Source organism: Candidatus Manganitrophus noduliformans, assembly GCF_012184425.1.
In the GTDB taxonomy this organism is placed as follows: domain Bacteria; phylum Nitrospirota; class Nitrospiria; order SBBL01; family Manganitrophaceae; genus Manganitrophus; species Manganitrophus noduliformans.
The window spans coordinates 30,092-42,088 of sequence record NZ_VTOW01000002.1; the positions used below are offsets into that span (position 1 = coordinate 30,092).

The 11,997-nt window shown below is 57.4% G+C and carries 10 protein-coding genes; all 10 read right to left on the minus strand.

Going from position 1 to position 11,997, the window contains the following annotated elements; translation table 11 throughout:
- Nucleotides 1-30: 30 nt before the first annotated feature.
- Entirely contained in the window at nt 31-1,095 is a 1,065-nt protein-coding gene (locus MNODULE_RS09445; RefSeq protein WP_168059293.1) for a hypothetical protein, read from the minus strand.
- Between the two features lie 4 nt (nt 1,096-1,099).
- A complete protein-coding gene (locus tag MNODULE_RS09450) occupies nt 1,100-1,789 on the minus strand; it encodes a DUF6901 family protein (RefSeq protein WP_168059294.1) in 690 nt (229 codons plus the stop codon).
- Between the two features lie 91 nt (nt 1,790-1,880).
- Nucleotides 1,881-4,937: a malto-oligosyltrehalose synthase gene (treY, locus tag MNODULE_RS09455; protein ID WP_168059295.1), complete on the minus strand. Its 3,057-nt coding sequence runs from the start codon at nt 4,935-4,937 to the stop codon at nt 1,881-1,883.
- A gap of 136 nt (nt 4,938-5,073) precedes the next feature.
- Nucleotides 5,074-6,618 (minus strand): glutamine-hydrolyzing GMP synthase, encoded by a 1,545-nt coding sequence (guaA, locus tag MNODULE_RS09460; protein WP_168059296.1) that lies wholly within the window; start codon nt 6,616-6,618, stop codon nt 5,074-5,076.
- Nucleotides 6,619-6,648: 30 nt separating this feature from the next.
- Complete coding sequence (gene guaB / locus MNODULE_RS09465) at nt 6,649-8,118, minus strand: IMP dehydrogenase (RefSeq protein WP_168059297.1); 1,470 nt, start codon at nt 8,116-8,118, stop codon at nt 6,649-6,651.
- Nucleotides 8,119-8,251: 133 nt separating this feature from the next.
- On the minus strand, nt 8,252-8,455 hold the full coding sequence (locus MNODULE_RS09470; protein WP_168059298.1) for a cold-shock protein: 204 nt from the start codon (nt 8,453-8,455) through the stop codon (nt 8,252-8,254).
- Nucleotides 8,456-8,711: 256 nt separating this feature from the next.
- Nucleotides 8,712-10,166, minus strand: a complete 1,455-nt coding sequence (locus MNODULE_RS09475; protein ID WP_168061071.1) for a cytochrome b N-terminal domain-containing protein — start codon at nt 10,164-10,166, stop codon at nt 8,712-8,714.
- Entirely contained in the window at nt 10,163-10,678 is a 516-nt protein-coding gene (locus MNODULE_RS09480; RefSeq protein ID WP_168059299.1) for a 2Fe-2S iron-sulfur cluster-binding protein, read from the minus strand. The genes MNODULE_RS09475 and MNODULE_RS09480 overlap by 4 nt, the downstream gene beginning before the upstream one ends.
- Nucleotides 10,679-10,774: 96 nt before the next feature.
- A complete protein-coding gene (locus MNODULE_RS24675; RefSeq protein WP_168059300.1) occupies nt 10,775-11,011 on the minus strand; it encodes a DNA gyrase inhibitor YacG in 237 nt (78 codons plus the stop codon).
- Nucleotides 11,012-11,099: 88 nt separating this feature from the next.
- Nucleotides 11,100-11,939, minus strand: coding sequence for a DUF3108 domain-containing protein (locus MNODULE_RS09490; protein WP_168059301.1), 840 nt, complete (start codon nt 11,937-11,939; stop codon nt 11,100-11,102).
- Between the last annotated feature and the right edge of the window lie 58 nt (nt 11,940-11,997).

Genomic DNA, 11,997 nt, shown 5'->3' on the forward strand with positions numbered 1-11,997 from the left:
CCCTATACCACCCCCTGCACCCTCCCGTCCTTAATATAACGAAAGCGGCGCATATCGCATCGGTATTCCGGTCAGGCGCTGCAGCCACTCCTCCATCCGTTCCTCCGGAAGCGGCGCCCGATTCAGACGGATTTCGATCTTATATCCCGATGGGCCGCCGACCACCCCGACCACGGCATACGCCTCTTCCCCTTCCGGCAAGAGCTGCCCGGTCCGGAATTCGCACAGATTCGCCAAGACCCTGGCCGCCGGTCCGATCGCCTCGACCATCTTCGGAAGGTCTTTTAGCGGCGCCTGGATATAACCGCGATAAAGAAGGCGGGACAACGGCTGAAGGCGGTGAAACAACGCCAAGGCTTCGGGGGTAAAACCGGAGAAGAAGGTCCGGATGGTGGCCGGACGCACCCCCCGTTTTGAGATCAACCGCGCCGCCGGCACCAGCAACTGATAGGGATCGGCGACGATCTGCTCAAATTGGCAGGGGCCGAATGCATCGGGCCAGGAGCAGGAAACGGGCCAAGCCGGATCTTCGGAAGAGAGGGAGAGGCTCCCCTTCTCCCACTCCACGAAGAGAGGAAGATCCAACACCTCCACCGCCGCCGCAAAGAGGGAGGCCCGCTCGCTCAACCAAGAAAACCGCCGTTGATCGCCTCGCCGCTCTCCGGGGGTGATGATCTCGTTGGGGGTCAGGCGAACACGGATGAAGCCGTGATCTTGGCGGAAGCCGATCCAGAACATCGCCTCATGCTGGTGCAGCCGTACCTTCAGCTCGGGCGGAATCGACCAGGGGTGACTGAGGGAGAGATAAGCCTCCATCGAAAGATGCCGGCGAAAGAGATCATAATGGCTTCCCGCCAGAACGAAAAAATCCCCTTCCCATCGATCGTTGACCTGGACCAAAGTCACCTCATCCACCGGCCACGCCTCCAACCGGTTGATCTCATCGAGCGTCTTGACCCAAAACTCTTCAAAGTAGCAAGAAACCTCTTTATCGATCCCCTTTACGTCGAGTCCGCGTTCCGAGAGAGACCGGGAAAGGGCGACCACCGCATCAAAACCGATCGCCTCCTGGGATTCCCATCGACGTTCGCGCATCAATTTATTCTTTCAGATAAACGTGGAAGAGCGATTCGAGGGCGCCGACGGAATCTTCCGTCGACTCGTGGAGGGTAAAGGCGAAAACATCGAGATTGGCCAAGGCATTGAGATTGGCGTCCTCATTCGAGGCCGTTTGGAGGCGGCGCAGCAAGCCGATGTTAACCCCATTGATCTCTCGGTAAATTTTCGATAGACCTTCAAAAGCGAACTCGGCGGAAAACCCTTTTTTCTTTCGAAAATATTGCGCCAGAAGATACATCCCGGCCGATCGGAAAACCGTCTCGTCGATCGAAGCGAAGGGGAGATGAAAACGGACCATCGGGCGAAGCCGGTCGAGCACGGGACAACCGCTTGTCACCATGTAAATTCCGAGAATGGAGTAGAGGCCGTTCTGCGCCGCGGTCCGCTTGAAGACGATCCGGTCCTCGGTCGTCACCACGATATCGGCCTCCTGGTAGGAGATCACATTCTTGAACGAATCGACCAGGCCGGCGATGTTCACCGCGACGGGACAGTAGTCGGTCCGGGTTCGATCGAGCGGGCAATTCTCACAAGGGGCATAGTCAAGGCGGGCCCAGCCGGGATAGGTCGGAGCGGGGTTCTGCATCGCCAACGATTCCGGATCGAGCGCGATATCGAACGTCTTCATCGTCCCATCGGCAAAAGCAAACGCGTATCGATACGTGACCATTCCCTCTCTCCGAGTCATTCTAAAAAATGGTACTGGGATTTCAAAACGAAGTCAAGGAAACTCGTCGGTTCGAGTCGCGGGGATTTTCTCTTTATGCTTCCGGCTGCTTGCTTAGAAGACCGAGAGGGAATGTCTTGAAGATCGAATGAAAAGGGAGGACGGTTTTCCCGTTCTTCTCCTCCGCCTCTATTCGCTCCCCGGTCAGCACATTCAGATAGGCCGCGCCGGGCTCTTCCCCTTCGAGAAGAAGATCGACCCCCTCCCACACCGCTCCGATCGGATCATCCAAACGCCCATCCATCCATACGGAGAGAAAACGCGGGGCGGCTACGACCACCCGTTCCTGATTCAATTTCCTGGAAAAGGCGATCAGATGCTCCTTGCCCGGCCCGATCACCTCATGCGGAAGGTAGGCTCCGTTTAAAAACAGGCGGCGATGCGCGCGGCGGAAATTCATCGCCCGCCAGGTCACGAAAAGTTTAATCGTCCCCTCTTCTTTTTCTCGAAGAAGACGCTGGATCAGCGAAGGGGAGGGGAGATCGGACATCACCTCCTTTTTGAGCCCCTCCAGGCGTCGCATCCGGGAAGGATAGTCGATCGGCCGCCGGTTGTCGGGATCGACCAGGCTTAAATCGAACAGCTCGCAGCCTTGATAGAGATCGGGAACCCCCGGAGAGGCGATCTTCAGCAACAGCTGCGAGAGGCTGTTGAAGATCCCGAAATGGGCCACTTTCCTTTGCAGTGTCCGGAAGTCGGCCAAGAAAGGGCCCGATCGACCGGGATCTAAAATCGCCTCGATGAAGGCCGACAGGGCCTGATCATATGCCTCGTTGGGGCTGATCCAGCTGGTATTCACCTTCGCCTCCTTCGAGGCTTTCATCATATAGGCCTGAATCCGCTTCACGAATTCTTGATATTCACCCGATGAAGGCTCCCCGAACGGCCAGGCGCCGAGCAGCGTTTGATAGAGAAGATACTCCTCGTTGGCGTCGGGCGCCGGATCTCCCTCCAGTTCCGACTTCTTCGCGCGGTTGAGATCGGCCCATCGCGTCGCCGCCGCCTGCCACGCGTCCGGCATTTCGGAGAGCACATTGATCCGGGCGCGGACATCCTCGCTCCGTTTCGTATCGTGCGTCGATGTGGCGAGCATCGAATAGGGCCACCGCTCCAGCCGCTCCGCATTCTGCGCATGAAAATCGGAAATCGAGATGCCGAAGGTCTGCGGGTCTCCTCCCACCTCGTTCAACGAGACCAGTCGGTTGTAGACATAAAAGGTAGTATCTTCCAACCCCTTGGCCATGATCGGGCCGGTGCACTGTTGGAATTTTTGGACGAAGGCGAGTTGCTCCATCCGATCCTCCTCGGTGAAGTATTCGGGATGCTGCATGAGGAGGATCCGCTTGAGGTAATCGAAGATGGAGATGTCGGTCGCCGGGCTTCGCTGTTTGGCCTTCGTCACCGCCATCTCGATGAATTTCCGGTCGTGCTCTTCGAGGCGTTCCAGCCTGGTGATATACGTCCGGTAGATCGGAAAACAGGCGATCACCTCGCGGATCGCGTCCCGCAGGCTGTAGAGGGTAAAATCGCGCGAGAGCCGGTCTTTTTCGGAGAGCCGATTCAGCTGGTGGGAGAGGACATTGATCTCGCTCGCCATCGTGGTGTTCATGATGAATTTCTTCCGTTCGTAGACAATATCGAAGAAGCGGCCCTTCCTTCCGTTGAAGTCGGCGTAAATCTCGTCGAACCGCTTGGCATGGCGGCTGTCGACGAAGAGAGCATTCACGGCATTGAGATATTCATACCCGACCGTCCCATGCACCGGCCACCGCTCCGGCAGCCGCTCCCCTTTGCTGAGGATTTTCTCGACGATCACATAATAGGGCAGCCGCACCCCCGGCCGGGTCCGGCTCGCCAAAAAGCGATCGGCCGCCTCGGCCAGACGCTCCTCGACCCTTTTTCTCTCCTCTTCCGGCATTTCCTCCGGGATCTGCCTCATACCGCGAAGGACAAAACAACGCTTTTGAAGCCGCCGAAAGTAATCGACCGGATCGTACAAACCGTCGGGGTGATCGACCCGAAGTCCGTCGAGCTTTCCCTCTTGGATGAATTGGAAGATCAACCGGTGCGTCTCCTCGAAAACCTCCTTCCGCTCCATCGCGATGGAGGCGAGCTCGTTCACATCGAAGAAGCGCCGGTAGTTGATCTCGTCCGAAGCGACCCGCCAGTAGGAGAGGCGGTAGGACTGATCGTTGAGAAGCTGATCGAGCAGGTCGAAGCTCCGCGGGTCCCCCTTCCTCCCGTTGAAGAGCGCCACATTCGCGTCGATGAACTGCCGAATTTTCCCCTCTGCCTGATAGAGTTTCGCCAACCGTCGCTTGATCCAGTCGATCTGGCGGCGCTCTTCCGCGACCCGCTGGGGATCGGACTGGATTTCAGCGGGAAGATGGAGCAGGGCAAGCGTGATCCCGTGATACTCCTGAAGGCTCTCCGGATCATCGCCCATCTCCTTCTCCAACGCCTCCAAGCGGTGCCTCAAGAGCCTCGGATAGGTCCGGGGGGAAATCGGGAAGCGGTTTTCGTAATAGGTCACCCAGAACGCCCCCTCGAAGAAAACCAGCTTCAGCTCTTGATTCTCCAGGACCTTGCCGTACTGATCGCCCAACACGGGAAGGAGGACTTTTCCGCTCAACTCTTTTTTGATCGGATGCCAGTCGATATCGAAATAGTGGGCGAAGGGAGAGTTCCGCCCGTTTTCCAAAACATCGAGCCACCATTGGTTTTCCGTCACCCCCATATGGTTCGGCACGATGTCGAGGATGTGCCCGAGATCATGCCGTCGCAGCGCGTCGACCATGCCGGCATGATCGGCCTCGCTCCCGATTTCCGGATTCAGCGCATTATGATTACAGATGTCATATCCGTGAAGGCTCTTCGGCCGCGCCTGTAGATAGGGAGAGGCATAAAGGTGGGTGATGCCGAGATCGTTCAGATACGGGATGATCTGCGCGGCATCCGAAAATCGAAACCGGTGATTGAATTGCGCCCGATAGGTTGCGGCGGGGGCGATCTCAATGTCCGAAAATCGGGCGATGAAAGCGTGAATGAAAGCATCGATCCGATCTTTCCCGAACGGCGGAGTCTGCGACATCGTCATCCCGGCTAAGAAGAGAGAAACGGCTGAAAACAAACCTCAGGAGAGAACATTCCCAGCTTTTATGATCGCATATTTAAAGGAGGCGGAACAAGGGAGAGGAAAGATAATCGGGCGAGGGGGGGGCCGGCCCCTACTCCCATTCGATGGTGCTGGGGGGCTTGGAGGAGATGTCGTAAACGACCCGGTTGATCCCTTTGACCTCGTTGATGATCCGGCTGGAGATCCGTTTGAGAACGTCGTGCGGGATGTCGGCCCAGTCGGCGGTCATCCCGTCCTGGCTGGTGACGGCGCGCAGCGCGATGGCATTCTCATATGTCCGCTCGTCCCCCATCACCCCGACGCTGTGAACCGGCAGATAGACGGCGAAGGCCTGCCAGATCGCATTGTAGAGACCGGCTTTCCGGATCTCTTCCTCGAAAATGGCGTCGGCCTCGCGCAATCGATCGAGCCGTTCCTTGGTGATCTTCCCAAGGACCCGCACCGCCAGGCCCGGACCGGGGAAGGGATGCCGATAGAGCAGCACCTCCGGAATGCCGAGCTCGACCCCCAGCCGCCGGACCTCATCTTTGAAGAGCATCCGAAGCGGCTCGACCAGCTTGAGGCGCATCCGTTTCGGAAGTCCGCCGACGTTGTGATGGGTCTTGATCGTCGCGGAGGGACCTTTCAATGAAACACTCTCGATGACGTCTGGATAGAGGGTCCCCTGCACCAGGAAATCGACCTTGCCGACCTTTTTGGCCTCCTCGTCGAAGACCCGGATGAACTCCTTCCCGATGATCTTCCGCTTCCGCTCCGGATGGCTGTCGGCCGAAAGCCGTTTGAGAAAGCGATCGGAAGCATCGATGAAGCGGATGTTCAGCTTGAGATTTTTCTTGAAGGTATCGAGGACCCGCTTCGCCTCCTCCTTCCGCAAGAGGCCGTTATCGACAAAGATGCAGGTCAGCCGCTTTCCGATCACCCGCTGGACGAGGACGGCCGCCACGCTGGAGTCGACCCCGCCGCTGAGGGCGCAAATCGCCTTCCCCGCTCCGATCTGCGCCGCAATGGTTTTCTCCGCTTCTCTCAAGAAGGAGCCCATGTCCCACGTCGGTTTGCAGCCGGCGATGTGATAGAGGAAGTTCTGAAGGATCTCTCTTCCCTGCGGGGTGTGGACCACCTCCGGATGGAACTGGAGGGCGAAGAAATTCCGCCGCGGGTCTTTCATCGCGGCGGCGGGGGAGTTGTCGGTCCGGGCGATCGCTTGGAACCCGGGAGGAAGCGTTTCGATCCGATCGCCGTGGCTCATCCAGACGGAGGTTCGGTTCGGCAATCCTTTAAAGAGATCGGAGGAGTCATCGATCAGCAGGTCGGCCCGGCCGTACTCCCGCTTTGTCGCCCGGGCCACCTTTCCGCCGAGAAGATGGGTCATCAACTGCATCCCGTAGCAGATCCCCAAGATCGGAACGGAAAGCTTGAAAAGGCCCGGATCGCAGAGGGGGGCTTTTCTATCGTAGACGCTAGACGGTCCGCCGGAGAGAATGATCCCGCTCGGCTGCGCCGCTTCAATCTCTTTCAGCGGAAGATGATACGGGACGATCTCGGAGTAAACCCTGCTCTCCCGCACGCGGCGGGCGATGAGCTGGGTATACTGCGATCCGAAATCGAGGATAAGAATTTTAGGTGTGGACGATGACATCAGACCTGTGTGGCGGAAAATCGAGCGCTGTTAGGATTCTCCGCCCCGTTCGTAGTTCGGAGATTCCTTGGTGATGATCACGTCGTGCGGATGGCTCTCGCGCAATCCGGCATGGGTCAGCCGGATGAATCGGGCCTTTTCTCTAAGCTCTTCGATATCCCGCGCGCCGCAATAACCCATCCCGGCCCGCAGGCCGCCGACGAGCTGATAAACCACCGCCGAGAGGGTCCCTTTGTACGGAACGCGCCCCTCGATCCCTTCCGGAACGAGCTTCGATTCCGGCTCGAACTCCTGGAAGTAGCGGTCTTTCCCGCCGCGCTGCATGGCGCCGAGCGACCCCATCCCGCGATAGACTTTGTAGCTGCGTCCCTGGAGGAGAACGGTCTCCCCCGGGCTCTCCTCCGTCCCGGCAAAGAGCCCGCCGATCATCACCGAATGGGCCCCCGCGGCGATCGCTTTGGTAACATCCCCGGAGTATTTGATCCCGCCGTCGGCGATGATCGGAACCTTATATTTCTTCGCCCCCCTGGCGCACTCCGAGATGGCCGTCAATTGGGGCACGCCGGCCCCCGCGATCACCCGCGTGGTGCAGATCGATCCAGGCCCGACGCCGACCTTCACCGCATCGACCCCCGCCTTGATCAGATCGACCGTCGCCGCGGCGGTCGCCACGTTGCCGCCGACGATCTCCACTTCGGGATAACGTTTGCGGACCGCTTTAATCGTATCGAGAACGGCGACCGAATGGCCGTGGGCGGTGTCGACCACGATCAGGTCGGCCCCCGCCCGAATCAGCGCGTCGACCCGATCTTTAGAGTCGCCGCCGATGCCGACCGCGCCGCCGACGCGCAGCCGTCCGAATGTATCTTTGCAGGCGTTTGGATATTTGATCTTCTTCTCGATGTCCTTGATCGTAATCAGTCCCTTCAGCTCGAAGTGGCTGTTGACCACCGGCAATTTTTCGATCCGATTTTTGTGCAGAATCTTCCGGGCCTCTTCGAGGGTCGTCCCCTCCGGCGCGGTGATGAGGTGCTCCTTCGTCATGACGTCGGAGACCTTGAGATTCATCCGGGTCTCGAACCGCAGGTCGCGATTGGTCAGGATGCCGACCAGCTTTCCGCTCTGTGTCACCGGAATGCCGGAGATCCGATATTGGTTCATCAGCTTGAGCGCTTCATGCAGCTGCTGATCGGGGGAGATGGTAATCGGATCGACGATCATGCCGCTTTCCGATTTCTTGACCCGGTCGACCTCGGCCGCCTGCGCTTCCACAGAAAGAGCGCGATGGATGATGCCGATCCCCCCCTCCCGCGCCATTGCGATGGCGAGCCGAGATTCGGTCACCGTATCCATGGCGGCGCTCAGGACGGGGACCTGAATTTCGATATTTCGGGTGACTCGGGTGCGAAGATTGACGTCTCTGGGAAGGACCGCCGAGCGGGCGGGAATCAGAATGACATCATCAAAGGTTAATCCCTCTTGGAGTTTATCGGACAACATGCCGGGGCCCCTCTGATTCGTTGATAAAAGTGATTATTATTATCATAACTGGGTATCGAGGTCAAGGGAAGGAGTTAAAATAAAAGAGCCCCGCAGGAAGGCTCCCGCAGGGCTCTTCGGGGTTGTTCGTCCGCTACGCAGCCAGACTGACGTTGATCGCCTGCGGGCCCTTTTTCCCCTGTTCAACTTCGAATTGAACCTTTTGGCCCTCTTCGAGCTTTCGATAACCCTCCCCCTGAATCGCTGTGTAGTGAACAAACACGTCGCCGCCATCATCGCGAGTGATAAACCCAAACCCTTTGTTGGCGTCGAACCATTTGACGCGCCCTTTAATCATGGAGCCTTCCTCCTCAGTTCTCTCTTGATTGACCTTGTTCTTTGGCAGAAAGAACACTGCCGCTTGTTTGAAACAAATCTCTATTACCAGCGCCGATTTTCCGTCGGCGACTTCGGACAGAAGCCGGGAGGCTCTCCGAACAGCCTCTAGAAAGCTTCCTCAAACAAGATCAATTCACCCTAGCATAAGGCAAAAATGGAAGTCAACGCGCTCGAAAGGATGGAAAGGAAGATCACATTGGATGGCTAAAAATGAATCAGTCGTGATGATCTTTGTCGCCGTTCGGATGATCATGGTCGTCTACATGCGGCTTCTTTTTTGGGGAGTCGCTCATCTTGGAAGGGGCCGGCTTGGCCGGCGCCGGATCATGGGGGTGATCCCCTTCTTCTTCGTCGTGGTGGTCGGCCTCCTCCGGATGATCGTGATCGTCCACATGAGGCTTCCCTTCAGAGTGGCTCCCCATCTGAGAGGGCGCCGCCTCGGGTGAATCGGGATCGTGGGAATGATCCTCCTCCTCGTGGGGATGATCCCCTTCGTCGTGGTGGTCCCCCTCCTCTCCCATGACGGCGCCCTCCTCCTCATGGGTATGCCCCTCATGCTCCTGCGCGGGCACGGCCCATCCGTAGACAGTGAGGGCGATCAAGGAGAGGCCGAAGAGGGCGCCGAGGCTCAAGATTCCTTTGCGGGCTCCCAGGCGCCGCTCCTGTCCGCGATCCAACAAGGGAACCAACGCCAAGAAGCCGAAGAGAATCATCGTGATGTAGAGAACGGCGCCGACCCCCCAGATATTCTCGAACAGATACATCCAGAGGAACGGCCAGGGGGGCTTGACCGGATCTCCATGCCCGGAGGGGGCCTCTCCAAGCGGCGCGCGAACAAAAACGGCCATCAGCGCCAGGAACCCGTAATAAGCGACGGAGAGAAGAAGAATGCTCCGGGCATGCTCGCTGAACCGGCCTTTGACCTCCTGCGGCGGCACTTCCGGCGCATTCGACCATTTCCCCCAGGGGGTGGGGGCCAGATTGAAAATGTGGATCAGGTAGAAATGACCCATCAGAAGAAGAACGATCAGGACCGGGTAGACGGCGATATGCGACACATAAATCCGCAGGTTCATCGGGCTGCTTCCGGGCCACTCCATCATGATGGCCCCGACCGGACCGAGCATCCGCAACAAGCCCTTTAAATGACTCAGCGCATCGGCTCCCTCCTGATCCCATTTCAGGACTGTTCCGGAGAAGTAGGACCCCATCAACATGACCCCGAGAAGGGCGACGCCGATCCACCAGGTGACCTGGCGCGGATGTTTGTAGGCGCCGGTGATGAAGACCCGGCTGGTATGAAGGATCAGGGCGAAGATCACCCCCTGCGCGAACCAGTAATGAAGCGCGCGAAGATAGCTCGCCCAGTTGATCCGTTGAATTTGCTCTAAACTCTTGTAGGCTTGCTGAGGAAGGGGATTATAGAGCTGCGCCAGGACAAAACCGGTGAGGACCAACAGGACAAAACCGATGAAGGCGACCCCGCCGAAAGTATAAAGCGCTGAGCGGCCATGCTCGGGGACGGGAAAATCGAGGTGCCTTAATCCGAGCCAGGTGTCGAGCCATCCCCACCGGGAGGGCTCCGTCGCTGATTTTCCCGAGGCTGGCGAGGGAATGATTTTCCTCCAACAGATGAGGGAATAAGAAATCAGAGAGTGACGATTTTTTATTCTGCTTCAAAGATCCGCTTCACCAGGGCGGCGAGTCGATCGGGATCGTTTGCGACCGCTTCAACCTCTTTCTTTGCGTCCGCCACGAAGGGGATCGCCGTATCGGGGAGGATCGCGGAGAGCCCCTGCAGCCGGGCCCGCTTCTCCACCATCATTCGGATGATTTCCCGTACGGCGGGGTCGAGCGCATCCAGCTCTCGGAGGGCCCCGCGGCTCCACTCCATCTCCTGATCCGGAACGCGGACGACAACGTCCCCCTGAATTTTCGCCTGGCAGGAGAGCCGAAACGGCGCGGTCAGTTGGGCCTCTTCGAGCATGTTCTCTTCATCCAGATCGATCTCCGTCAGATTCGTCACCCCCTCCACCACCCAAATCCGGCAGGTGCTGCAGGTCGCGAAACCGCCGCAGTCGTGCCGCATCTGAAGACCGAGCTTTTCAGCCGCGTCGAGGAGGCTGGTTCCGTCCGGAATCTCCCCGCTTTTCCCGTATGGATAAAAGGTAACCTTGGACATGTCCTGTTCTCGAAGAATTTGGCGAAGAATAAGGGAAATTATAACGTATCAGGGTATTGAAATCAATGGGAACGGCTTCATTTCGATCCGTCCGGATCACGCGGGCGATTTTCCGTTGCCCCCCTCGTTTGGCCGATCATTTGAGTCGGCGTCCTGCCCTTCGGAGGATTCGGCTTCTTTCTCCGCTTCCTCCTCAGACTGCGCCGGGATTCGATAATCTCCGCTGGCCCATCGGCCCAGATCGATCAGTTTGCATCTCTCCGAGCAGAAAGGCCGGTAGCGGCTCTCCTTCCAATCGATCTTTTTTTTACAGGTAGGGCAGACTGCTTTCATAGGGGCCTCTCTCAGGCGCGACCGATCTTTTACGCAGATTTGTTGATCGGAAAAGAGTTCGGAGAAAATTCGGCATTCCAGAGATGATTTATTTAGGACGGTTGACGAGGCTCGTCTCCCTTTTTGAGAGGATCGCATTCGACAAGCGATTCCCCTCCCTTCTGGAGGAGAGGATGGCGGTGATGCTGCCGATTTTAATCTTCGACTGCATCATCACCGGGATCCGTTTCTCATCCTCGGTAAACCAGATAAAGACATCCCCTTTGTCCATGAAGAGCCCTTCGTATTGGACCTTCGCCTGGACCTTAATCGTATTGAAGGTTCCGACCGGCGTCGTCACCCGCTCCCTCGCCACCCCGCGAATCTCCAACAACCAATTTTTCTCGCTCTCATGGACATTGATGAAAACCGAACGCCCCACGTCGATCGTGTTCTTCACCCTGAAAAAATAAAGGGAGCTCAATGAATCTTGAACCTGAGGAGGAACCTCGAAGACCTTTTCCTTGTTGTTTTTAAACTGCACCGCCCGGTGCTGAATCTGGTCAAATGAAATCACTTTTTCTCTTCTTCGCTTTCCTTGATGTTGCTTGACCTTGATGAAATGCGAGTAGAATCCTTCGACATCGATATACGATTCGACCCGATCATCCACCGGGTAAAAAAGCGAGACAAAATCGTTCGACTGGGCGGTGGAGACGATGTGGTAGACCTCGCGGCCTTTCAGCCTTGTTTTCTCCATCACCTCCATGACGGCGATTCCCGCTTTCGCGCCGAAATAGGTAATATCGTAGGTAAGGCGCTCACCCGGTCCGAAAGAGGAGTTGGCGAGATGATGTGATGAAGGGGGAACGGAAATCGGCTCTGTCGCCTCTATCGGAGAAATAAACAGCAAGCAGGCAAAGAAAATCAATGTGACCCAAAACTTCATCGCGTCCTTTGTGATCGGTGCTTATTAACGCGTCCCTGCAGGACTGAATAAACGGACC

Excerpts from the sequence above, each read along its gene's own strand:
- MNODULE_RS09445 (WP_168059293.1), bottom strand. The coding sequence starts at position 1,095 with ATGCGCGAACGTCGATGGGAATCCCAGGAGGCGATCGGTTTTGATGCG.
- MNODULE_RS09450 (WP_168059294.1), bottom strand. The coding sequence starts at position 1,789 with ATGGTCACGTATCGATACGCGTTTGCTTTTGCCGATGGGACGATGAAG.
- treY (WP_168059295.1), bottom strand. The coding sequence starts at position 4,937 with ATGTCGCAGACTCCGCCGTTCGGGAAAGATCGGATCGATGCTTTCATT.
- guaA (WP_168059296.1), bottom strand. The coding sequence starts at position 6,618 with ATGTCATCGTCCACACCTAAAATTCTTATCCTCGATTTCGGATCGCAG.
- guaB (WP_168059297.1), bottom strand. The coding sequence starts at position 8,118 with ATGTTGTCCGATAAACTCCAAGAGGGATTAACCTTTGATGATGTCATT.
- MNODULE_RS09470 (WP_168059298.1), bottom strand. The coding sequence starts at position 8,455 with ATGATTAAAGGGCGCGTCAAATGGTTCGACGCCAACAAAGGGTTTGGG.
- MNODULE_RS09480 (WP_168059299.1), bottom strand. The coding sequence starts at position 10,678 with ATGTCCAAGGTTACCTTTTATCCATACGGGAAAAGCGGGGAGATTCCG.
- MNODULE_RS24675 (WP_168059300.1), bottom strand. The coding sequence starts at position 11,011 with ATGAAAGCAGTCTGCCCTACCTGTAAAAAAAAGATCGATTGGAAGGAG.
- MNODULE_RS09490 (WP_168059301.1), bottom strand. The coding sequence starts at position 11,939 with ATGAAGTTTTGGGTCACATTGATTTTCTTTGCCTGCTTGCTGTTTATT.